General features: G+C 61.8%; 19 protein-coding genes. 2 read left to right on the top strand and 17 right to left on the bottom strand.

Annotation, left to right across the window (positions count from 1 at the left end; all coding sequences use genetic code 11):
* Nucleotides 1-113 precede the first annotated feature (113 nt).
* The 10 genes from RIdsm_RS03525 to glpD all read right to left on the bottom strand — a co-directional run bounded on the left by RIdsm_RS03525 (nucleotide 114) and on the right by glpD (nucleotide 10,680).
* Nucleotides 114-1,232 carry an iron-containing alcohol dehydrogenase gene (locus tag RIdsm_RS03525; protein WP_057818839.1) on the bottom strand — a complete coding sequence of 373 codons (1,119 nt, stop codon included), beginning with the start codon at nucleotides 1,230-1,232 and terminating at the stop codon, nucleotides 114-116.
* Entirely contained in the window at nucleotides 1,232-2,719 is a 1,488-nt protein-coding gene (gene glpK, locus RIdsm_RS03520; protein WP_057818837.1) for a glycerol kinase GlpK, read from the bottom strand. The genes RIdsm_RS03525 and glpK overlap by 1 nt, the downstream gene beginning before the upstream one ends.
* 87 nt (nucleotides 2,720-2,806) lie before the next feature.
* Nucleotides 2,807-4,534, bottom strand: a complete 1,728-nt coding sequence (locus RIdsm_RS03515) for an ABC transporter substrate-binding protein (RefSeq protein WP_057818835.1) — start codon at nucleotides 4,532-4,534, stop codon at nucleotides 2,807-2,809.
* A gap of 79 nt (nucleotides 4,535-4,613) precedes the next feature.
* Nucleotides 4,614-4,886 carry a DUF2160 domain-containing protein gene (locus RIdsm_RS03510; protein ID WP_057818833.1) on the bottom strand — a complete coding sequence of 91 codons (273 nt, stop codon included), beginning with the start codon at nucleotides 4,884-4,886 and terminating at the stop codon, nucleotides 4,614-4,616.
* On the bottom strand, nucleotides 4,883-5,131 hold the full coding sequence (locus RIdsm_RS03505; protein WP_057818831.1) for a hypothetical protein: 249 nt from the start codon (nucleotides 5,129-5,131) through the stop codon (nucleotides 4,883-4,885). Before RIdsm_RS03505 ends, RIdsm_RS03510 begins: the two co-directional genes overlap by 4 nt.
* A complete protein-coding gene (locus RIdsm_RS03500) occupies nucleotides 5,131-5,988 on the bottom strand; it encodes a carbohydrate ABC transporter permease (protein WP_057818829.1) in 858 nt (285 codons plus the stop codon). The genes RIdsm_RS03505 and RIdsm_RS03500 overlap by 1 nt, the downstream gene beginning before the upstream one ends.
* Nucleotides 5,989-5,991: 3 nt before the next feature.
* Entirely contained in the window at nucleotides 5,992-6,867 is an 876-nt protein-coding gene (locus RIdsm_RS03495; RefSeq protein ID WP_057818827.1) for a carbohydrate ABC transporter permease, read from the bottom strand.
* Complete coding sequence (locus RIdsm_RS03490) at nucleotides 6,867-7,958, bottom strand: ABC transporter ATP-binding protein (RefSeq protein ID WP_057818825.1); 1,092 nt, start codon at nucleotides 7,956-7,958, stop codon at nucleotides 6,867-6,869. Before RIdsm_RS03490 ends, RIdsm_RS03495 begins: the two co-directional genes overlap by 1 nt.
* Nucleotides 7,959-7,970: 12 nt before the next feature.
* Entirely contained in the window at nucleotides 7,971-9,059 is a 1,089-nt protein-coding gene (locus RIdsm_RS03485; RefSeq protein WP_057818823.1) for an ABC transporter ATP-binding protein, read from the bottom strand.
* Nucleotides 9,060-9,075: 16 nt separating this feature from the next.
* Complete coding sequence (glpD, locus tag RIdsm_RS03480) at nucleotides 9,076-10,680, bottom strand: glycerol-3-phosphate dehydrogenase (protein WP_057818821.1); 1,605 nt, start codon at nucleotides 10,678-10,680, stop codon at nucleotides 9,076-9,078.
* A gap of 163 nt (nucleotides 10,681-10,843) precedes the next feature.
* On the opposite strand from glpD, the gene RIdsm_RS03475 reads away from it, so the two are divergent.
* Nucleotides 10,844-11,605, top strand: a complete 762-nt coding sequence (locus tag RIdsm_RS03475; RefSeq protein ID WP_057818819.1) for a DeoR/GlpR family DNA-binding transcription regulator — start codon at nucleotides 10,844-10,846, stop codon at nucleotides 11,603-11,605.
* Here RIdsm_RS03475 and urtE read toward each other — a convergent pair.
* From urtE to RIdsm_RS03440, 7 genes are all read right to left on the bottom strand, one after another.
* The gene (gene urtE, locus RIdsm_RS03470) at nucleotides 11,602-12,318 is read right to left on the bottom strand and encodes an urea ABC transporter ATP-binding subunit UrtE (RefSeq protein ID WP_057818817.1); all 717 of its coding nucleotides are present in this window, start codon (nucleotides 12,316-12,318) and stop codon (nucleotides 11,602-11,604) included. The two genes, RIdsm_RS03475 and urtE, sit on opposite strands and share 4 nt — an antisense overlap.
* Nucleotides 12,299-13,039: an urea ABC transporter ATP-binding protein UrtD gene (gene urtD / locus RIdsm_RS03465; protein ID WP_057818815.1), complete on the bottom strand. Its 741-nt coding sequence runs from the start codon at nucleotides 13,037-13,039 to the stop codon at nucleotides 12,299-12,301. Before urtD ends, urtE begins: the two co-directional genes overlap by 20 nt.
* Nucleotides 13,036-14,298 (bottom strand): urea ABC transporter permease subunit UrtC, encoded by a 1,263-nt coding sequence (gene urtC / locus RIdsm_RS03460; RefSeq protein WP_057818813.1) that lies wholly within the window; start codon nucleotides 14,296-14,298, stop codon nucleotides 13,036-13,038. The genes urtD and urtC overlap by 4 nt, the downstream gene beginning before the upstream one ends.
* A 1-nt stretch (nucleotide 14,299) precedes the next feature.
* Nucleotides 14,300-16,258, bottom strand: coding sequence for an urea ABC transporter permease subunit UrtB (urtB, locus tag RIdsm_RS03455; protein WP_057818811.1), 1,959 nt, complete (start codon nucleotides 16,256-16,258; stop codon nucleotides 14,300-14,302).
* Between the two features lie 72 nt (nucleotides 16,259-16,330).
* On the bottom strand, nucleotides 16,331-17,614 hold the full coding sequence (gene urtA / locus RIdsm_RS03450; RefSeq protein WP_350485243.1) for an urea ABC transporter substrate-binding protein: 1,284 nt from the start codon (nucleotides 17,612-17,614) through the stop codon (nucleotides 16,331-16,333).
* A gap of 269 nt (nucleotides 17,615-17,883) precedes the next feature.
* The gene (locus RIdsm_RS03445; RefSeq protein WP_143100509.1) at nucleotides 17,884-18,339 is read right to left on the bottom strand and encodes a hypothetical protein; all 456 of its coding nucleotides are present in this window, start codon (nucleotides 18,337-18,339) and stop codon (nucleotides 17,884-17,886) included.
* A gap of 105 nt (nucleotides 18,340-18,444) precedes the next feature.
* The gene (locus RIdsm_RS03440; RefSeq protein ID WP_082647470.1) at nucleotides 18,445-19,593 is read right to left on the bottom strand and encodes a GNAT family N-acetyltransferase; all 1,149 of its coding nucleotides are present in this window, start codon (nucleotides 19,591-19,593) and stop codon (nucleotides 18,445-18,447) included.
* A 462-nt stretch (nucleotides 19,594-20,055) separates the two neighbouring features.
* On the opposite strand from RIdsm_RS03440, the gene RIdsm_RS03435 reads away from it, so the two are divergent.
* Complete coding sequence (locus RIdsm_RS03435; RefSeq protein WP_057818802.1) at nucleotides 20,056-21,195, top strand: efflux RND transporter periplasmic adaptor subunit; 1,140 nt, start codon at nucleotides 20,056-20,058, stop codon at nucleotides 21,193-21,195.
* The last annotated feature ends 7 nt before the right edge of the window (nucleotides 21,196-21,202 follow it).

Raw genomic sequence — 21,202 nt, 5'->3', positions numbered from 1 at the left:
ACCTGAAACAGATGCTTCGGCCCAATGATGGGGCGGGTGCCGAGCGTTCCAGGCTGGGCGACCAAGACCATCGGGCAATTCGTGCGCGGCGGCACGCTGCCCGCGAACGCCGTTCAACCCGCAGCCGCCAAGATCTCCTGCAACCGTCCCACAGGCAGTTCCGCCGGATTCGCTCTCATCGAACTCGACGCCAGCGCGGCCTCGGCGATATCGGCATGCATCTTGGGTGTAACACCCATTGCCGAAAGGGATGGCAACCCCTGGTCGCTTGCCCATCGTGCCAGGTCGGACGTGCCCAGGGCCGCCCGTATCGCCACATCGACCTCGTCAAAACGCGTCTTATCGTTGCAAGCTATCCGATTGGCGGCGAGGACATGTGGCAGCAACACACCGCAAACCGCCCCGTGGGGCGCAGTGGGCACCGCGCCGCCGATCACCCCGGCCAGGCCGTGTACGGCCCCGAGACCGGCATTTGCCAAAGCCAACCCGCCGCAAAGGCTTGTGTAGGCGAGGTCATCTCTTGCGTCCGGATCTTCTGTGGCCATGAGGCGTGCCAATGCCTTCAGGCCTTTGGGTATCGCGGACCGGCAGATGGCATCGGTGAGCGGCGTTGCCCTGGTGGACAGGTAAGGCTCGATCACCTGTGTGACTGCGTCGAGACCGGACCCGAGGGTCACTGCTCGCGAGGCCCCGTCGGTCAGCGCCGGATCAACCAGCGCGATGTCCGGGATCAGACGGGCATCACGCAGCGATACCTTGCGGCCGTGCTCGGGCACACCGATCACCGCGTTTCTTGTAACCTCTGCGCCCGTTCCGGCTGTTGTCGGAACCGCCAGGCAGGGCAGCGGCTGTCTCTCCAGCGGCAGCCCTTTTCCGACCACCTCGAGGTGATCGATCGGATCGCCAGGCGCCGGCAGAAGGGCCGCCACCGCCTTGCCGAGATCGAGGGCCGCGCCGCCCCCGATGGCCACGACACATTCCGTGCCGTGATTCCGTGCAACTGTCAGCGCCACCGCCAGCAATGACAGGTCAGGTTCGGCTGGACAGGCATGGCAGGTCACTTCAAGCTCGCGCGCTTTGCCAGCCTCAAGAAATGGCGCGATATGCCTTCCCGAAGCGCCGTGCACGAGGAACACCCTGCGCCCCAGAGACGCCGCCATTTCAGCTGCTTCGACGAACTGTCCCCGGCCGAAAACAATGCGTCCGGCCGTTGCAAACCCGAAGGGCTGCATCAGACCGTCATCGTCGCCGCGACGGCGCGTTTCCAGCTGTCGTACTTGGCGGCACGCGTCTCTGGCTGCATGTCAGGCTCGAAGCGCCGATCAAGCGCCCATTCTCGAGCGAAGCCTTCCTGATCGGGGTAGAGCCCCGCCTGCATGCCCGCCAGCCAGGCCGCGCCCAAGGCCGTCGTCTCGAGGACATTCGGGCGATCGACCGGGGCGTCGAGAATGTCGGCCAAGAACTGCATCGCCCAGTCAGACGCGCTCATGCCGCCATCGACGCGCAGCACCTCCCCGGCGCGGTCTTCCGTCCAGTCCGCGGCCATCGCTTCGAGCAAGTCGCGCGTCTGGTAGCCCACGCTTTCCAATGCCGCACGGGCGAATTCCGCCGGGCCGGAATTGCGGGTAAGGCCATAGATCGCGCCGCGGCAATCGGCCTTCCAGTATGGCGCGCCAAGACCCGTAAATGCCGGCACGAGGATGACATTCTGGCCTTCGTCCGACCGCTCGGCCAGCGGCTGCGTCTCGGATGCTTCACGGATGATCTTCAACCCGTCGCGCAACCACTGGACCACGGCCCCCGCGATGAAGATCGACCCCTCCAGGGCATAGGTCGGCTTGCCATTCAGTTGGTAAGCAATCGTGGTCAGCAGACGGTTCTGCGAGGCTACCGGCTCGTCGCCCGTGTTCATCAGCGCAAAGCAGCCGGTGCCATATGTGGATTTCAGCATGCCTGGTGAGAAACAGGCCTGCCCGACCGTCGCAGCCTGCTGGTCGCCCGCGACGCCGAGGATCGGGATTTCGCGACCGAACAGGTCAGGCCGTGTCGTGCCAAAATCGGCGGCGCAGTCGCGCACCTCGGGCAGCATGGATACCGGGACGCCGAGCAGGTCGCAGATGGACTGGCTCCAGCTCCCCTTGCGAATATCATAAAGCAAGGTGCGCGCGGCATTGGTCGCGTCGGTCGCGTGCACTGCGCCACCGGTGAGCTTCCAGATCAGGTAAGAGTCGACCGTGCCGAAAAGCAGTTCGCCTTTTTCAGCGCGGGCGCGCGCACCATCGACGTTGTCGAGGATCCAGGCCAGCTTCGTGCCCGAAAAATACGGGTCGAGCAAAAGTCCTGTCCGCTCGGTGATCATCGGCTCATGCCCCGCCGCGCGCAGCCGATCACACGTCTCGGCGGTACGGCGGTCCTGCCAGACGATGGCGCGGTGCACCGGCTCGCCGGTCTTCCGGTCCCAGACCAAAGTCGTCTCGCGTTGATTGGTGATGCCTATGGCCGCGATATCGGCGGTACGAATACCAGCCCGCTCGATCACTTCACGGCAGGTGCCGGCGGTCGTCGCCCAGAGATCGGCCGGATCATGCTCTACCCACCCGGAGGCGGGGAAATGCTGCTTGAACTCTTCCTGCGCGGTGGCGCGAATGCGCATCTCGTGGTCGAAAAGGATCGCGCGGCTGGAGGTGGTACCCTGGTCGATGGCGAGGATATGGGTCATCGCGTCTCTTTGCCTGTCAAAGTCGTCAAGTGACGGAATATCCGCCTTGGGGAAAGCGCCGGGGCCCGAAGGCCCCGGCTGCCCGGCTTATTCCTGCCAGGACTTGATCAGTTCGTCATAAGAGACCGTCTGCGGTTCTTCTTCCTCGTTTTCGAGGGCCGCTTTCGGGGCGCCCGGCTGGCTCAGCCAGTGCTCGGGGTCCATCTTCTCGTTCATCTTCGGACCGAGGTCGCCCTGCACACCCGCACGCTCCAGACGTTCGAGCACACGCTCCTGGTCGGCGCAGAGGCTATCCAGAGCTTCCTTGGGCGTTTTCGCGCCCGACATGGCGTCGCCGATGTTCTGCCACCAGAGCTGTGCCAGCTTCGGATAGTCAGGCACGTTGGTGCCCGTGGGCGACCAGCGCACGCGGGCCGGCGACCGGTAGAATTCCACCAGGCCACCCAGCTTGGGCGCGCGGTCGGTGAAGCTCTGGTCGTTGATGGTCGACTCGCGGATGAAGGTCAGGCCGACATGGCTTTTCTTCACGTCCACCGTCTTGGAGGTGACGAACTGGGCATAGAGCCACGCCGCCTTGGCGCGGTCGACAGGTGTGGATTCCATCAGCGTCCACGACCCCGCATCCTGGTAGCCGACCTTCATGCCGTCTTCCCAGTAGGCGCCATGCGGCGAGGGGGCCATGCGCCATTTCGGCGTGCCGTCGTCATTCAGCACGGCCTCGGCCCCGTCACCCACCATGGCGGCGGTGAAGGCGGTGTACCAGAACATCTGCTGAGCCACTGCCCCCTGCGCCGGCACAGGCCCGGCTTCGGAGAAGGTCATGCCCGCAGCCGCCGGCGGCGAGTATTTCTCCAGCCATTCGATGGCCTTGGTCACGGCATAGACGGCGGCCGGGCTGTTGGTGGCCCCGCCACGCGCAACACAGGAGCCGACGGGCTGGCTGTTCTCGTTCACCCGGATGCCCCATTCGTCGACCGGAAGGCCGTTGGGTTCACCCTTGTCGCCCATGCCGGCCATCGACATCCACGCATCTGTGTAGCGCCAGCCAAGCGAGGGGTCTTTCTTGCCGTAGTCCATGTTGCCATAGACTTCCTCGTCGACCCCCATATGGCTGAGGTCGCGTCCGGTGAAGAACTCGGCGATGTCCTCGTAGGCCGTCCAGTTGACCGGAACGCCAAGGTCGTAGCCGTACTCTTCCTTGAAGTCGGCGCGGTTCTTCTCGTCCTGGAACCAGTCGTAGCGGAACCAGTAGAGGTTGGCGAACTGCTGGTCGGGAAGCTGGTAAAGCTTGCCGTCCGGGCCGGTGGTGAAGGACGTACCGATGAAGTCGTCGATATCGAGACCGGGGTTGGTCACGTCCGCCCCTTCGCCTTCCATCCAGTCGGTCAGGTTGCGCGCCTGCTGATACCTCCAGTGGGTGCCGATTAGGTCGCTGTCGTTGATGTAGGCGTCGTAGATGTTCTGGCCCGACTGCATCTGCGTCTGCAGCTTCTCGACCACGTCGCCCTCGCCGATCAGGTCGTGGGTGATATTGATCCCGGTGATCGCGGTAAACGCCGGGGCCAGCACCTTAGATTCATACTCATGCGTGGCGATCGTTTCCGACACGACCTTGATGTCCATGCCCTGAAACGGCTCGGCGGCGTCGATGAACCATTGCATCTCCTCCTCCTGCGCCGCGCGATCGAGCGAAGAGAGGCCATCGATCTCGGAATCGAGAAACTCCTTCGCCTCGTCCATGCCGGCCAAGGCCGCCCCGCCCGTCAGGCAGAGCGCCGTCGCCAGCGCGGTTGTGGTTCGTAAGGTCAAGTTCATGTGTTCCTCCCATGTTGTCGAACTTGGTCGTCTTGAAGCGGGCCCGCATCCTCCTCGCGGGGCCGCCGGTTTCGCATAGCTACACCCAGCGGAAGACCGCCGCGGCATAGGCAAGGCAAATGATGAGCGCGTAAGGCTGGTTGGTGCCGATGAGGCCCAGCCACGCGATGTTGATGAAGGCCGACCCGAGCAACGTGATGAAAAGCCGGTCGCCACGGGTCGTCTCGATTCGGAGCACCCCGCGCCGCGGGGTTTCGGGGTAGCGCGCCGCGAGGATCGTGAAGACCACCAGCAGCAGCCCGATGATCCCGAAGAAGGCGGCGGTCGGCCATGTCCATGCCATCCAGCTCATTCTGAAACCCCCTCGTTCTTGTCTTGGAGATATTGGGTGACACGTTCAGTGATCTTCTTGTGCCATTCACTGATGAGTGGATTGCTTTCCATGCCTTCATCTTCCAACAGCCGAGTGGCGAATGTTGGAGGATCGATACCCTCGAACCTGGACACGTCACCGTACCTTGCGTCACAAAAGCCCCAGTGGGCGCAAAACAGGTAGGTCAAGTTCTCGGCGTCACTGGCATTGGTCTTCCGCGTCATCAGACCCTCCCCAGGGCAAAGCCCTTGGCGATGTAGTTGCGGACGAAATAGATCACCAAGGCCCCCGGCAGGATGGTCAGCACCCCCGCGGCGGCCAGCACGCCCCAGTCAAGCCCGCTGGCGCTGACCGTGCGGGTCATGGTGGCGGCGATGGGCTTGGCCGCGACGCTGGTCAGCGTGCGCGACAACAGCAGCTCCACCCACGAGAACATGAAGCAGAAGAACGCCGCCACCCCGATGCCCGAGGCGATGAGCGGCATGAATATCTTCACGAAGAACCGCGGGAAGGAATAGCCGTCGATATAGGCCGTCTCGTCGATCTCCTTCGGCACCCCGCGCATGAACCCTTCCAGGATCCACACCGCCAGCGGCACGTTGAACAAGCAATGCGCCAGCGCCACGGCGATGTGCGTATCGAAGAGGCCGACACTCGAATAAAGCTGGAAGAACGGCAGCGCAAAGACCGCCGGCGGCGCCATCCGGTTGGTCAGAAGCCAGAAGAACAGGTGCTTGTCGCCGATGAACTGGTACCGGGAAAAGGCATAGGCGGCGGGCAGCGCCACGGTGACCGAGATCACCGTGTTCATCACCACGTAGATCATCGAGTTGACATAGCCCATATACCACGACGCATCGGTCAGGATGGTCACGTAATTTTCCAACGTGATGTTCTGCGGCCAGAGCGAAAAGGTCCCGAGGATCTCGGTATTGGTCTTCAGGCTCATGTTAACGAGCCAGTAGATCGGCAGCAGCAGGAAGACGAGGTAAAGCGTCATCACCACGGCTGACCCGTTCACGCGGGCGCCGCTGCGGGCTTTGCCTGTGGCCTGCGGGGCGTTGGCGGTTGCATCGGCCATGGCTTAGCGCCCTTCCTTGTCGAGATTGGTCATGACCGTGTAGAACACCCAGCTGATCAGCAGGATCACGAGGAAATACATGATCGAAAACGCCGCCGCGGGCCCAAGGTCGAACTGCCCCAGAGCCATCTTCACGAGGTCGATGGACAGGAACGTGGTGGCATTGCCCGGCCCCCCGCCAGTGACCACGAAAGGCTCGGTGTAGATCTTGAAGCTGTCCATGAAGCGCAACAGAATCGCGATAGTCAGAACCCCGCGCATCTTCGGCAACTCGATATAGCGGAACACCTTCCACCGGCTTGCCTGGTCGATCTTGGCAGCCTGGTAATAGGCATCGGGGATCGACACCAACCCGGCATAGGCCAGAAGCGCCACCAGCGACGTCCAGTGCCAGACATCCATCACGATTACCGTGGCCCAGGCCGCGAAAATGTCCTGCGTATAGTTGTAGTTGATGCCAAGCTGGTCGAGCGTGTGGCCCAGCAGGCCGATATCGACCCGGCCGAAGATCTGCCAGATCGTGCCAACCACGTTCCACGGGATGAGCAACGGCAGCGACATCAGTACAAGGCAGACAGACACCCAGACACCCTTCTTGGGCATGTTCAGCGCCACGAAAATGCCCAGCGGCACCTCGATGGCAAGGATGATCGCCGAAAACGCAAGCTGCCGTTGAAGCGCATCCCACATCCGGTCGCTTTCGAGCAACTCGCGGAACCACAGCAGCTTGTCGTCCAGCGGGAAAAACTCGCCGGCGAACGTGTCCTGCACGGCGTAATTCACCACGGTCATCAGCGGGATGACGGCCGAAAACGCAACCAGCACCAGCACCGGCAGAACGAACAGCCACCCCTTCTGGTTGACGGTCTTTTCCTGCATCACGCGGCCCTTCCCTGGCTGTCCTGCGGCTTCACGCGCCAGTCGTCGGCATAGACGTTCACGCCCTGCGGCTCGAACTCGATCCGGGTCATGTCCGGCCCGATCTCGGTGCTTTCCCCGGCGATGACGTTGATCTCCGTGCCGAAACACTCGGCCCGCACGATCTTGTGCCGGCCCACATCCTCGACCCGGCGAATTTTCACGGGCAGCCCGCCACTGTCGGACAGGCGCACGTATTCCGGCCGCACGCCCAGCGCCACCTCGCCCTCGGGCGTGCCATAGGCCCGCGCCAGCTCGATCTCGGTGCCGTTGATATAGGCCCGGTTGCCCTCGACCTTGGCGGGCAGCACGTTCATCCCCGGCGAGCCGATGAAATAGCCCACGAAGGTGTGCTCGGGCGTTTCGAACAATTCCTCGGGCGTTCCGATCTGGATCACCCTTCCGTCATGCATCACCACCACCTTGTCGGCGAAGGTCAGCGCCTCGGTCTGGTCGTGCGTCACGTAGATCATCGTGTGCCCGAACTGCTGGTGAAGCTGCTTGAGCTGCGTGCGCAGCTCCCATTTCATATGCGGGTCGATCACGGTCAGCGGCTCGTCGAAAAGAAGCGCGTTTACGTCTTCCCGCACCATCCCGCGGCCAAGGCTGATCTTCTGCTTGGCATCCGCCGTCAGCCCCTGCGCCTTGCGGTCAAGCGTGTCCTCCATGCCGATCATCCCGGCGATTTCCTGCACGCGGGCGGCCACGTAACTTGCCTCGGCGCCACGGTTTTTCAGCGGAAAGGCAAGGTTCTCGCGCACCGTCATCGTGTCGTAGACCACCGGAAACTGGAACACCTGCGCGATGTTACGCTCGGCCGTCGGCGCATGGGTCACGTCCTTGTCGTCGAACAGGATGCGCCCCTGGCTCGGCTCCAGCAGGCCGGAGATGATGTTGAGCAGGGTCGACTTCCCGCACCCCGACGCGCCAAGAAGCGCATAGGCCTCCCCGTCGTTCCAGTCGTGGTTCAACTCCTTCAGCGCATAGTCATCCGGCCCGCCCGGCTGGGGCAGGTAGGAATGGGCGAGGTTGTCGAGCGTGATCTTTGCCATGTCTCTCTCCTCTCACGCGGCCTGCGCATAGGCCGCGGGCGCGACAAGCTTGCCGCCCTCGCTGAACACGTACACATGCCGCGGGTCGAGATAGACGGCCAGCCCCTCGCCCGGCGCGATGTCATGCACCCCGTGGATCAGCCCGACCCACCGCTCGCCATGATGGTCGAGATGGATGAACGTCTCCGACCCGGTGATCTCGGTCACCTCAAGCCGCGTCGAAAACTCCAGCGCTTCTGCAGCGTGTTTCTTGATTTCAAGGTGGTTCGGGCGGAACCCGGCCACGTAACGGCCATCCTCGAGTTGAGCCAGCTTTCCGGTCGCACTGGCCGATTGCCCTTCGCCGAACATGATCCGCCCACCAGTCTTGGATATCTGCAAAAAGTTCATCGGCGGATCCGAGAAGACCCGCGCCGTTTCCCTGTCGACGGGTTGACGATATACATCCGGCGTCGGGCCAAATTGCGTGACGCGGCCTTCCCACAGCGTCGCGGTGTTGCCACCAAGAAGCAACGCTTCCTCGGGTTCGGTCGTCGCGTAGACGAAAATCGACCCCGACTCCTCGAAGATCTTCGGGATCTCCTGCCGCAACTCCTCGCGCAGCTTGTAGTCGAGGTTCGCCAACGGCTCGTCCAGCAACACCAGCCCCGCGTTTTTCACCAGCGCCCGCGCCAGCGCACAGCGCTGCTGCTGCCCGCCCGACAACTCCAGCGGCTTGCGCTCAAGCATCGGCCCCAGCTTCATCAGGTCCGCCGTCTTCCTGACGGCCGCATCGATCTCGCTCTCCGGCATCCGCTTCAGCCGCAGGGGCGAGGCAATGTTCTCGTAAACCGTCATCGACGGGTAGTTGATGAACTGCTGGTACACCATTGCGACACCGCGATCCTGCACGCGTTTGCCAGTCACGTCCTCACCATCCCACAGGATACGCCCCGTCCATGGCGCGTCGAGCCCGGCCATCAGCCGCATCAAGGAAGTCTTCCCCGCCAGTGTCGGCCCGAGAAGGACGTTCATCGTTCCCTTCTCAAGCGTCAGGTCGGTGGGGTGGATATGCACCTGCCCCTCGACTTGCTTCGACACGTTTTCCAGAACCAGGGTCATCAGGCGTCCTTGTGTTTCATTCCGCCGCTTCCGCAGCATTGTTGGCGGGCCGGGCGTCATTCATCCATTCACCAAGGGCGGCCACCTCCCCGTCGGTCATGCGAAGCCCAAGCTTGGATCGACGCCACACGACATCATCGGCCTCTCGCGCATATTCCTTGTCCATGAGCCAGCGCACCTCGCGTTCCGTGAGCGTGGCTCCGAAATCGCGCCCTAGGTCATCGGCAGTCGCGGCATCTCCGAGAATGTCGCGGGCTTCGGTGCCGTATCCGCGCACCAGCCGCCTTGCCCAGAATTCCGACAGGAATGGGTAAGAAGCACGAAGGCCGGCCACGATCTGCTCGACCTCGCCCACTTTGAAATCTCCACCGGGCAAGGGTGCGCCAGCCGTCCAGGCCCCCATGAGAGCCGGGAAAAAGGGTGATAGCTGCTCCATCGCGCTTTCGGCAAGCCGCCGATAGGTCGTGATCTTTCCACCGAAGACATTGAGCAGCGGCGCGCCCTGGTCATCGACTTTCAGAACGTAATCCCGCGTGGCAGCGGTGGCCGATTTTGCCCCGTCGTCATGCAGTGGACGCACGCCGGAATAGGTCCAGACGATATCATCACGCGTCACCGGCCGCTCGAAATACTCCGACGCGAAGTCGCATAGATAGGCCTGCTCTTCCGGCGTGCAGACCGGCTTCTCCGACGGGTCGCTATGGTCGGCATCCGTCGTCCCGATGAGGGTGAAATCCGTCTCGTACGGAATGGCGAAGATGATCCGCCCATCCTTGCCCTGGAAGAAATAGCACTTGTCGTGATCATAAAGCTTGCGGGTCACGATGTGACTGCCACGTACCAGCCGAACACCTTCGGTGCAGTCGATCGAGGCGACCTCCTGGATCACTTTGCCCACCCATGGCCCGCCGGCGTTTACGAGCGCACGGGCATGCTTGGTCGTTTGCTGGCCGCTGACGGTGTCCTCAAGCGTGATAGCCCAGAACTCACCCTCGCGCCGCGCCTCGACCACCTTGGTACGCGTCAGGATTTCTGCCCCCATCTGCGCTGCGTCGCGCGCGTTGAGGACGACGAGGCGGGAATCCTCTACCCAGCAATCCGAATACTCGTAAGCACGCCTGAACTTCTGCTTGAGTGGCGCGCCTTCTGGTGTGGCGTCGAGGCTCAGCCGCGTCGTGCCGGGCAGGATTTTCCGGCCGCCCATGGTGTCGTACAGGAAAAGCCCAAGTCGGATCAGCCACGCGGGCCGACGCCCCTTCATCCACGGCATGAGCGTTTCAAGGACCTTCGAGGTCGGCGTGCCGCTTTCGAACCGCATGTCCTTGTGCCATGGGAGCACGAAGCGAAGCGGCCAACTGATATGCGGCATGGCCCGCAGGAGCGTCTCGCGTTCGACGAGTGCTTCGCGGACGAGGCGGAATTCGAAAAACTCCAGATAGCGCAAGCCACCATGAAAGAGCTTGGTGGACGCGGAAGAGGTTGCGGAGGCCAGATCGTTCATCTCGGCCAGCGTGACCGAAAGCCCCCGACCCGCCGCGTCGCGCGCGATGCCGCATCCGTTGATCCCCCCGCCGATGACGAAAAGATCACGCACGTCAGCATGATGCGGCGCTGATTCCAATCTCTGTCTCCTCCCAGAAGTCGGGGGAAACGAACCATAGGCATGCGCGATATGTCAATTTTTATTTTCGTTTATGTTCGCAATGTCGAATGCTATGCATTCTTTCCAATGGGATACGCGCATGCCAGATTTCAGGCGCGGCGCGAAACAGGAGGATCGGCCCATGTCTCAGACTTTCCGGCATCCGGATATCCTCGAGATTGCACGGCGCGAAGGGAAGGTCGTGGTCGAGGATCTGGCCGAGCGCTTTGGCGTGACCGTGCAGACCATCCGGCGGGATCTGACCGAGCTGGCCGATGCGGGCAAGCTGGAGCGGGTACATGGCGGCGCTGTCCTGCCTTCGGGCGTTTCCAATATCGGGTATGAGGACAGGCGCGGCCTGAACGAGGACGCGAAACAGCGCATCGCACAGGTTTGCGCGACTGAGATACCTGACAATGCCTCGGTCTTTCTCAATATCGGGACATCGACAGAGGCCGTGGCACGGGAGCTGCGTCACCATCACAACCTGATGGCCATCACCAACAACATGAACGTTGCGAACATCCTTGCCGGTAATTCCGACTGCGAAATCATCGTTGCCGGCGGTGTCCTGCGCCGCTCGGATGGCGGGCTCGTTGGCAACCTCACCACTGCGACGATCGAGCAGTTCAAGTTCGACTTCGCGGTGATCGGGTGTTCCGCGCTCGATGGCGACGGCGACCTGCTCGATTTCGATTTCCAGGAGGTGAAGGTCAGCCAGACGATCATCCGGCAGGCCCGCAAGACATTCCTCGTCGCGGATCACTCCAAGTTCCAACGCCATGCGCCGGCACTGATTGCTTCGCTGAGGGATATCGACGCATTCTACACCGACATCGCGATCAGCCCCAAGCTTGTCGCGAAATGCCGGGAATGGGATACCAAGGTCGTCGTTTGCGCCTAGACCGAAACGCTTTTCAACAGGTCTTCGCGACCGAGCGTATCTTTCCGCCCGCTCAACCGAACTGCGCCACGTTCGAGCACATAGAACGCATCACCAAGGTCGTAGGCAAAGCTGAAATACTGTTCGACAAGGACGATGGCCATCTCCGCCTGCTCGCGCAAATGCGCAATGACGCGGCCGATCTGTTGGATGATGTTCGGCTGGATGCCTTCGGTCGGTTCGTCCAGTAACAGGAGTTTCGGCTTGGCAATCATGGCCCTGGCAATGGCCAACTGCTGTTGTTGTCCGCCCGAAAGGTCTCCGCCCCGCCTGCCAAGGAAGTCCTTGAGGATCGGGAAGAGTTCGAACACCTCGTCGGGAATATGGTGTTCCGAACGCGGCAGGCAGGCGAAGCCGGTTTCGAGATTCTCGCGCACTGTCAGCAGAGGAAAGATATCCCGGCCCTGCGGGACATAGCCAACGCCTTTCCGGGCCAGCGCATGCGCCGTCGAGCGCTGAACCGGCTCACCGTCCAGCATGTAGCTGCCACCGGAAAAGCCATGCGTACCCGAGATCGCCTTGAGCAGGCTGGTCTTGCCCACGCCATTCGTACCCATCACGCAGGTCACCTCACCCCGTCGTGCGACCATGTCGATACCGTTGAGGATCTGGCTGCCGCCGTAATGCAGCGTCAGGCCTTGCGTCTTCAGGATTTCATCGCCCGAGATAGACATCGATTACCTTTTCGTTCTTGGTCACATAGTCGATGGAGCCTTCTGCAAGAACCGAGCCCTCGTGCAGAACCGTGACCTTGCAATTCAGCCGGCGGACAAATTCCATGTCGTGTTCAACAACCACCACCGCCCGCGTCCTTGCGGCCTCGCGCAAGATATCCGTGGTGTGTTCCCGTTCGGTGGGCGTCATCCCGGCAGCGGGCTCGTCCACCAGCAGAAGGCGTGGTTCCTGCGCAAGCAGCATGCCGATTTCCAGCCACTGCTTCTGGCCGTGGCTCAATTCGCCCGATTTGCGGTGAAGCGCCCCGGAAAGGCCGATTTCCTCGGCGAGTTTGGCGATCTTGGCGTGATCCTCTTCGTCGGGACGGAAGGCCAGAACACTGAAGGGCCCCCTTGCTTTCTTCAGTGCCATCATCAGGTTGTCGGCGACCGACTGATCCTCGAAGACCGTCGGTCGCTGAAACTTGCGACCGACCCCGGCCTGGGCGATGCGGCTTTCGCTCATCGACAGGAGCGAGGCGCCCTTGTCGCCATAGGTGACACGCCCTTCGTCGGGTCTGGTCTTGCCGGTGATGATATCCATGAAGGTGGTCTTTCCCGCACCGTTGGGGCCAATCACCGCGCGCAATTCCCGTTCTGCAATCTGGAAGGAAAGATTGTTGATGGCCTTGAACCCGTCAAAGGAAACGGAGACGCCTGAGACCTCGAGGAGAGTGCTCATTTCTCAGCCTCCTTTTCCCGCAATGCCCCGGGATCGGGGCCAAGGTCGGCACCGTGGCGGTTCGGTGTTGTGCGGTCGACGATGATATCGACCAGCCCGCCAATTCCCTTCGGCGCAAAAAGTGTGACCAAGACGAATGACAGGCCCAGAAGAACCGTCCACCAATCGACCCACTGGATACGGTAGAAGCCAAGGTTGACGTCGGGCGCCTGCCCGCCCGTGAACCATGTCGACAGAAGAGACACGAAGGCCGCGCCGATGACCGCTCCGTAAAGACGACCGCGCCCGCCGATCGCAACCCAGACGGCCAGATAGATCGATGCTATGGGCGCGATTTCGGTCGGATTGATGATCCCGGCCTGCGGATAGTAAAGCGCGCCCGTAATGCCGGCGATGATGGCCGTGAGCGTAAAGATGAAAAGCTTGAACGTCTCCACCGGGTAACCGAGGAAGCGCACACGCGCCTCGTCATCCCGGATCGCGCGGATGACCGAACCGAACTTGCCCGAGACGATCCACGCGCAAAGCACATACCCCGCGCCAAGGGCAAAGGCCGACCCCCAGAAGAACCAGACCGACACGGTCGCCTGCGGCACCGCATCAAGCCCGGGCAGGTTCTGAAGTCCCGAAAGGCCGTTGTTTCCACGCAGCCCGCTGTCGTTCTGGAAGAGGTAGAGCGACAAGGCCAGCGTCATCGCCTGCGTCAGGATCGAAAGGTAGACGCCGGTCACCCGGCTGCGGAAGGCAAGCCAGCCGAAGACCAGCGCCAGAAGCCCAGGGACGAGAACGACAAAGGCAAGTTGCATTGGCAGGGAATGGGCAAAGCTCCAGACCGGCGGGAATTCCGAGGCGCCGACCACGCCGAAAATCTGGGTGGCGATGCCGTCGGAGATTTCCTGCGCCGTCGGCGGCAGTTCGGCCGCGGCAAGGCTGTCGACCACGATCAGGCGCGTGCGCTCGTACATCAGCCACATGCCGATGGCGTAGCCGCCGAGCCCGAAGAAGGCCATGTGCCCCAACGAGAGGATCCCGCAATAGCCCCAGACAAGGTCCATCGCCAGCGCTACGAGGCAGAGACAGAGTGTCTTGCCAAGGGTCTTGACGAAGCTGGTTGAGATCGCGCCTATGCCGAAGCCCTCGGATAGTACGGTCACGCCTAGGGTGAACAGGCCCAGCACCGCGAGAAAAACCAGCACAGAGGGGAACCTCAGCGCGAGGGGCGTGCGGATACGGCCGGCGGACAGGCTGGATTCACTCATCTCACGCCTCCGCCGCGCGACCCTTGAGGGCGATGATGCCTCGTGGCCGGAATTGGATGAAGAGGATGATGAAGAGGATCATGTAGGTCTGCGCCGCCAGCGTGTTCGACGGGTTTAACCACTCGATGCCTTTTTGTACCGAACCAACCAGCGTCGCGCCGAGAAGCGTACCCCAGATATTCCCGACCCCGCCCACGACGACGGTCATGAAGGATTGAACGATGTAGTCGGCGCCCATTTCCGATGTCACCTTGGCATAGAGCCCAATGGCCACCCCCGCGATGCCGGCGATGCCCGACCCGAAGCCGAAGGTCAGCATGTTGATCCGGTCAGGGTTGATCCCCATCGAGGCCGCCATGCGCGGGTTTTGCGTGACCGCCCGAACCTCAAGCCCAAGACGGGTGCGGTTCATCACCAAGAGGAACATGGCCAGGAAAAGAAGCGCGAGTACGAAGATCGCGATGCGGATATAGCTGATGGCGACGATGTCGTTGAATACAAGCGACCCGTCGAGCCAGTCGGGCGATGTCAACGGACGGGCCTGGGTGCCGAAGATGTTCTTTGCAATCTGCTGCAGCGCGATGGATATGCCAAACGTGGCCAGCAGCGTTTCAAGCGGGCGGTGATACAGCCAACGGATGACTAGGCGCTCCATTGCCACACCCGCGCCGAAGGTGATGGCAAAGGCCAGTGGCAACGCGAGTATGATCGACACGGTATAGTCAGGTACAATCTGTTGGACGACGTAGCCCGTGTAGGCGCCCATCATGATGAATTCGCCATGTGCCATGTTGATCACGCCCATTACGCCGAACGTGATGGCAAGACCGATCGCGGCAAGGAAGTAGATCGAGGCAAGCGACAGTGCGTCGAGACCGAGATCGAAGGCCTGGTTCAAGGCGACCTTGTTCTCGATGCTCTGGAGAACCGACGCGGCGGCAAGCGCAATCTCCGGCGGCGCACCTACGTAGCGTTCGAAAAAGACCTGTGAGGAAAGCGCCGCGTCGATTTCCGACTCGGCGGCGACCGGTTCGACCACGCCCGTTTCCGCGAGTGCTGCATACGCCATGTCACGGGCGGATTCACTGTCCAACGTGGCCACCTGAACACCTGCGACAGACCCGTCCTCGATGTTGGCGACAAGGGCTGCGCGCTTGTCGGCACGACTGATGCGGGGCTTGGCTATGCCTTCCGAAACCAACAGGTCATAAGCAGCCTCGAGAGAAAGCGCCTCGCTGCCAGGCTTGAGTTCGCGGGCGACATCAGGGCTATCGGGCAGGTCGGCCGCTGTTTCCAGCCGCGTTACCAAAAGCGGGTTCAAGGTCGCGCGCACGTCGACGCCGAGATCCCCGTTGAAGCTTTCGATAGCCGCAATCCGCGTGGCCTCGTCTTCCTCGAAACGAATTGCCAGCAGCCGCTCCAACCGGTCCATGCGGGCAGCAATCGTAGCGTTATCTTCCGCGTCGAGCGCCTTTCGCAGCGCGGCAAGGTGACTGGCTTCCGCATCACGCTCGATCGCGTCGAGAGCCTGCCGGCGCATGTCGGCATCCGGATCCGTCAGCTGGAACTGAACCAGCGCCGCACCGATCATGCCACGGATACCGGAGTTGGGTTTCAGCTGGTCGTAGTCGTCATCGGGAACTTCGCCGATCTCCGCGCCGTCTGCGAAATCAAAAACGCGCAGCGTGTCGCGGTCGATTTCTTCCGCAAAGACAAAAAGGCCGGTTTCCTCGTTCTGCCACATCTCCTTGTTCTGCCATTTCGCCAGAACCAGCCGGGCCTCGGACAGGCCGCTGTTGGCAAGCGCATCGATGGCCGGCCCGATCGTGCGGCGCGAGCTTTTCGCGATGATGTCGGCATGTTCCTGCAGCACTTGCTGAATCGGCGCCTCGGCGTCCTGTGCGCCGGCGGGCATGGCAAGGCAAATCAGCATCAGCGAGAGTCGAAGCCAGTTGAGCATCCGGTAACCCCTTGGGTGGCCGGGGGGCGACAACTCGCCCCCCGGGAATGTCAGGTGTCGATCAGGACGCGATCAGTAGTTCGACTTGATCTGCACGCAGGTCTCGGTCGAGGTGTTGTACATCCCGCATTCGAGATCCTTCCAGTCCGAGACCAGAACAGCCGACTCCGGCAGGAAGTCTGTCCAGGCGTCGCCCGGCACTTCCTCGGTCTGGCTGATGATGTCGAACTGGCCATCTTCCTGGATTTCCCCGATCAGAACCGGTTTGGCCAGGTGGTGGTTCGGCAGCATGACGGCAGTTCCGCCGGTCAGGTTCGGGAATTCCTGCCCATACATTGCGGCGCGCACGGCATCGACATCGGTGCTTTCCGCCTCGGTCACCGCGTTCACCCACATGTTGAAGCCGATATAGTGGGCCTCCATCGGGTCGTTGGTGACGCGGTCTTCACCCATGCGGGCTTTCCACGATGCGACCCATTCCTCGTTCGCCTCGGTATCGGCGGACTGGAAGTAGTTCCATGCCGCGAGGTGACCGACGAGGTTCGTGGTGTCGAGACCGGACAGTTCCTCCTCGCCAACCGAGAAGGCGACGACAGGAATGTCATCGGCCGAAACGCCGGCGGCTGCGAGTTCCTTGTAGAAGCCCACGTTGGCGTCGCCGTTGATCGTGGAAATCACGCCAACCTTCTTGCCGTCGGCGCCCAGCGCCACGACGTCGGCCACGATCTTGGACCAGTCCGAGTGGCCGAAGGGCGTGTAGTTGACGAAGATATCTTCCTCGGCGATGCCTTTCGACTGCAGATAGCTTTCAAGGATATTGTTGGTCGTACGCGGGTAGACGTAGTCGGTGCCCAGAAGCGCGAATTTCTCGACGCCCAGCTCCTCGAGGAAATAGTCGGTTGCCGGAATGGCCTGCTGGTTCGGCGCGGCACCGGTGTAGAAGACGTTTTTCGAGCTTTCCTCGCCTTCGTACTGAACCGGATAGAACAGCAGGCCGTTCAGTTCCTCAATAACCGGCAGAACCGACTTGCGGCTGACGCTGGTCCAGTTGCCGAAGATCACATCGACCTCGTGCACGGTCAGCAGTTCGCGCGCCTTCTCGGCGAAGAGCGGCCAGTCGGACGCCGGGTCGACGACGACGGCTTCGAGATCGCAGCCAAGCACGCCGCCCTTCTCGTTCTGCTGTTCAATCAGCATTTCCATCGTATCTTTCAGAGTGGTCTCCGAAATTGCCATCGTGCCTGAGAGGGAATGCAGCACTCCGACCTTGATCGGGCATTCCACCTCCGCCGCCGCGGGCAGAGTTGCGGCGAACAGCGCAGCAGCGGCAGTCGCGGACAAAAGCTTTGTCGACATTTCCATTTCCTTCGTGAATGTCGCGCGGTGAACCTTGCCAGAAGCAGACCCGGCACCCAAATTGTCCCCCACGCAATTGTTGTTGCGTAGTGCGGTGGTGAATTGGAGTGAGCGCCAGCACCATCGCACGTCCCATGCGCGGCACGGGTCATGCCGTCGCGCTCCCGAGATTGACGACTTTCTACGTTTGCGAGATCGATTTTCGGGCGGTGTCCGAGAAGATTGGCAAAAATTGCCCGAAAAAGCGTCTCTTTACCCGCCGTTGCCCCTTATTCAAGCAAGGCTATGGCAGATTCAGGCTTACCCAAGGTCGGATCGACGTTCGGATTGCCATCATCCAACTGTACATCGAGGTATCCTGCGACAAGCTTTGTACAGGTAGCCACATTGCGGTGCGCCAGACGTTCAGCCCGAACCGCGTCCATCCCAACCGAAGCAAATGTCGCCCGGTGAAGAAGGGTAGCATGCGCCAGCTTGGCCTCTATGCGGAGCGCCATGGCGGTCTCGTCGCCACGCCCCTCCACCACCGCGCCGAGCAGAGCCAGCATTGCATCGCGCGCGGCCTCGGTCCGTGCGGCAGCAGGATCGCGCGTGAGCCACTGAAACTCCAGTTGTGCGGACAACCGGCCTGCGCAAGTCGGCACCTCAACCCGAAGGTCAGGGTCTGCCCTGCCGAGCGTGCATAGCAACGGAGCACATACCGCGGCCGAAATGAAGGTTTTCATAACGCCCATGCATTAAGCATGTCGCATATTTTATGACCATACAAGCCCCGCGGGCCCACCGAAGCCAGGTTTCAATCAGACGCTGCCCGGCCGCGCCAACGCAGGTCAACCGCGGGCGTCTGACCTGCGACGTATGCTGAAATATTGGGTAACCTTTTCCGATGCACCCAGGCTGTATTTGTAGGCAGTATCGCCATGCCCAAGATCGAACCGGCGCAGGCCGGCCTCGATCGCCCATCGGGCCTCGTTCAACAGCAACAGGTTACCGACTGGCAGCGTCTCGCTCAGCACCCTTGCCCCCTGCTTGGCGATCAGGTCGCCATGCAGCCTGTCTATGACACAGGCCTGAGCGCCTAGTGGCGTGTCGCCACGCCAGAGAATGCTCAGACGGAAGGCGTCGAGTTCGTGAGCCATCAGGTAGTACCGCCGGTGCCGCCGAACTGAACGCGTGAGCGCCTTGTCGTCGTATTCTGCGGACCATTGCGAGCACCAGATATCTGCAAGGATACCCAGGTCCTTTTCAAGCGTTCGGTCGTCGGCAATGGTCACACGGCATTCGCCGCTCTCGAGATGCTTGCGTATGGCCCGCCGCATCGACCGGCGGGTCTGGGCCCCGAGGTGGCTGGCCAGGTAGGTTTCGAAACTGTCGGGCAGATCGATCGTCGGGGTAATCAGGTAATTCGTCTGCCCATTATTGATGAAGTGGTCTTTCCAGCTTACCCGAAATCGCGCCTTGTCGAAGGCCCCGGCGAAGGCACGCGACCGTATTCCTGTCGGTTCGTACCTCAATGATATTCTTCCCCAACGCTCACCTGCCAGTTGGCGCGCGAGAGCGGCAGGCCCTTCCTCTGAGAAGTCCGGATCGCAGAGGAAGCCAGTCCGATCACTGAGAGTAAGTCGCCCAGCAGCCCCAAGCCTGTCGCCGAGATCCGACCCGTCGTCGCCTGATTGCGGTTCGACGGTCGCGGGGAAAAGGCAGACCAGCCGCCTTTCGCTGTCGTCGGTCCGCACAGTGTAGACGCGCCATCGGCCATGGTTGGCTTTCAAGAGGCGGGACATCCACGGAAAGGAAAGATACAGACCGGATTCGCCATCGCGGCTGGACAGATACTCCCATTCTGACTGAAGCTCTTGAAGATCCTCGACTGTCGCAACGGATGAAACAGTCAAGTCGATGGTAGATCCGGCGGACGGCTGCACCGCGGCAGGGCCGGCGAAGGGCTCAGACAAATGCATCGGGGTATGCTGTTTCATAATTCGGGCCTGCAATCACCATCAAACATGCCGAACTCCGGCAGCCAGCGCACAGAATTTAACCAAGTCCTGTTGCACCATCTGTGCGCATGCGGACACGCACTGTGTTTGCCTGCGCACTCCCTTTCATCATCACATATCCGTTAGCTGGAAATGTGGGCACAGTTAGGCATTTCCGGGGTCCGGCCCTCTTTTGGGGGCGAATCGAAGAAAGGGCGGCATGCCCAATAAAACAAGTCAGAAGCTGACAAATCCGGTTCGGACGCCCAAGATCAGCTCAAACGCGGAGCGACGGTCAATATTGGGGCGAGGCCATCGTTGTCTTCGCGCGCACGCTCGCGGTGCGGACCTTCCGCCCGGGATCCGCTCTTGCAAACCCGGACCCGGTTCTATCTTAGTGCCCCATATTCCGAGGCGTGCCGCCATTTTGCAGGCCAGTACGTTCGCTCAGAAAGGTTCACCATGTCGCTGCTTCTACGGCGCTCCGCTGCATTCGTCGCTCTGCTCACCTGTTCCCTGTCAGCCGCGGTGGCACAGGAGGGCCAACCGCCCGCCACCGTGACGGTTGTTACGGTCGAACCGCAGACGGTTACACTGACCTCGACACTTCCCGGGCGAGTTGCAGCATCGGCGCAAGCCGAAGTTCGGCCGCAGGTGAATGGCATCATTACCGAGCGTCTTTTCGAAGAGGGCGCGCAGGTTGAACTCGATGCGCCCCTCTACAGGATCGACGCGGCGAGCTACGAGGCGAGCGTTCGTCAGGCCCGCGCCAGTGTTTCTCAGGCCGAGGCGCAACTGGGTGCAGCGGAACGGGAAGCCGAACGGCTGCAAGAGTTGCAAGCGCGAAATGTCGCTTCGGAACAGGCGCTCGACGACGCCCTCGCGGCACGGGATTCCGCATCTGCCGCACTTGAACTTGCCCAGGCCCAGCTGAATTCTGCAGAGATCGAGCTTTCGCATACCACGATCCGCGCCCGCCTGTCCGGCCGCATTGGCCTGTCTCAGACAAGCCAGGGCGCACTTGTAACGGCCAGCCAGGCTGAACCTCTTGCGGTTATCCGCAAGATCGACTCGGTCTACGTTGATGTCACCCAATCTGCCGCGGATCTACTTCGCTGGCGTCGGGGAGAAACGGAAGAAGAGCTGGCCGACGCCGACGGTACCGTTCGGCTGACGCTTGCGGACGGTTCGGAGTATGACCAGACCGGGCGCCTTCAGGCCGCCGAGCCCAACGTGGACCCGCAAACCGGTGTCGTCACGCTGCGGCTGCAATTCGCCAATCCTGACCTGCTGCTGCTTCCAGGCATGTACGTCCAGGTGGAAATGCCCGTCGACATGGCCGAAAATGTCTTTCTCGTCCCACAGGAAGGCGTGGTTCGCGACCGCCGTGGCCGGCCCAACGCATGGGTGGTGAACGGCGAGGGAGCAATCGAGGAACGCCCGCTGACCATCGTGCAGGACCGTGGCGACGACTGGGTCGTCAGCGACGGGCTGGAAGCCGGAGACCGGCTCGTCGTGGCCGGTTTTCAAAAGGCGGCCCCTGGCGCCACGGTCACTCCGGAAGAGCGCGCCGAGACCGGCGAACAGGCACAGTCGGAATGACGACCGG

Source organism: Roseovarius indicus (genome assembly GCF_008728195.1).
Taxonomy (GTDB): domain Bacteria; phylum Pseudomonadota; class Alphaproteobacteria; order Rhodobacterales; family Rhodobacteraceae; genus Roseovarius; species Roseovarius indicus.
The sequence above is the reverse complement of the archived record's forward strand: the minus strand, read 5'-3'. Positions and strand labels throughout refer to the sequence as shown.

Excerpts from the sequence above, each read along its gene's own strand:
- urtD (WP_057818815.1), bottom strand. The coding sequence starts at position 13,039 with ATGAGCACTCTCCTCGAGGTCTCAGGCGTCTCCGTTTCCTTTGACGGG.
- RIdsm_RS03435 (WP_057818802.1), top strand. The coding sequence starts at position 20,056 with ATGTCGCTGCTTCTACGGCGCTCCGCTGCATTCGTCGCTCTGCTCACC.
- glpK (WP_057818837.1), bottom strand. The coding sequence starts at position 2,719 with ATGACCCATATCCTCGCCATCGACCAGGGTACCACCTCCAGCCGCGCG.
- RIdsm_RS03505 (WP_057818831.1), bottom strand. The coding sequence starts at position 5,131 with ATGACGCGGAAGACCAATGCCAGTGACGCCGAGAACTTGACCTACCTG.
- RIdsm_RS03500 (WP_057818829.1), bottom strand. The coding sequence starts at position 5,988 with ATGGCCGATGCAACCGCCAACGCCCCGCAGGCCACAGGCAAAGCCCGC.
- RIdsm_RS03490 (WP_057818825.1), bottom strand. The coding sequence starts at position 7,958 with ATGGCAAAGATCACGCTCGACAACCTCGCCCATTCCTACCTGCCCCAG.
- RIdsm_RS03525 (WP_057818839.1), bottom strand. The coding sequence starts at position 1,232 with ATGCAGCCCTTCGGGTTTGCAACGGCCGGACGCATTGTTTTCGGCCGG.
- RIdsm_RS03445 (WP_143100509.1), bottom strand. The coding sequence starts at position 18,339 with ATGAAAACCTTCATTTCGGCCGCGGTATGTGCTCCGTTGCTATGCACG.
- RIdsm_RS03510 (WP_057818833.1), bottom strand. The coding sequence starts at position 4,886 with ATGAGCTGGATGGCATGGACATGGCCGACCGCCGCCTTCTTCGGGATC.
- RIdsm_RS03515 (WP_057818835.1), bottom strand. The coding sequence starts at position 4,534 with ATGAACTTGACCTTACGAACCACAACCGCGCTGGCGACGGCGCTCTGC.
- urtA (WP_350485243.1), bottom strand. The coding sequence starts at position 17,614 with ATGTCGACAAAGCTTTTGTCCGCGACTGCCGCTGCTGCGCTGTTCGCC.
- RIdsm_RS03495 (WP_057818827.1), bottom strand. The coding sequence starts at position 6,867 with ATGCAGGAAAAGACCGTCAACCAGAAGGGGTGGCTGTTCGTTCTGCCG.
- RIdsm_RS03475 (WP_057818819.1), top strand. The coding sequence starts at position 10,844 with ATGTCTCAGACTTTCCGGCATCCGGATATCCTCGAGATTGCACGGCGC.
- urtB (WP_057818811.1), bottom strand. The coding sequence starts at position 16,258 with ATGCTCAACTGGCTTCGACTCTCGCTGATGCTGATTTGCCTTGCCATG.
- urtC (WP_057818813.1), bottom strand. The coding sequence starts at position 14,298 with ATGAGTGAATCCAGCCTGTCCGCCGGCCGTATCCGCACGCCCCTCGCG.
- RIdsm_RS03440 (WP_082647470.1), bottom strand. The coding sequence starts at position 19,593 with ATGAAACAGCATACCCCGATGCATTTGTCTGAGCCCTTCGCCGGCCCT.
- RIdsm_RS03485 (WP_057818823.1), bottom strand. The coding sequence starts at position 9,059 with ATGACCCTGGTTCTGGAAAACGTGTCGAAGCAAGTCGAGGGGCAGGTG.
- urtE (WP_057818817.1), bottom strand. The coding sequence starts at position 12,318 with ATGTCTATCTCGGGCGATGAAATCCTGAAGACGCAAGGCCTGACGCTG.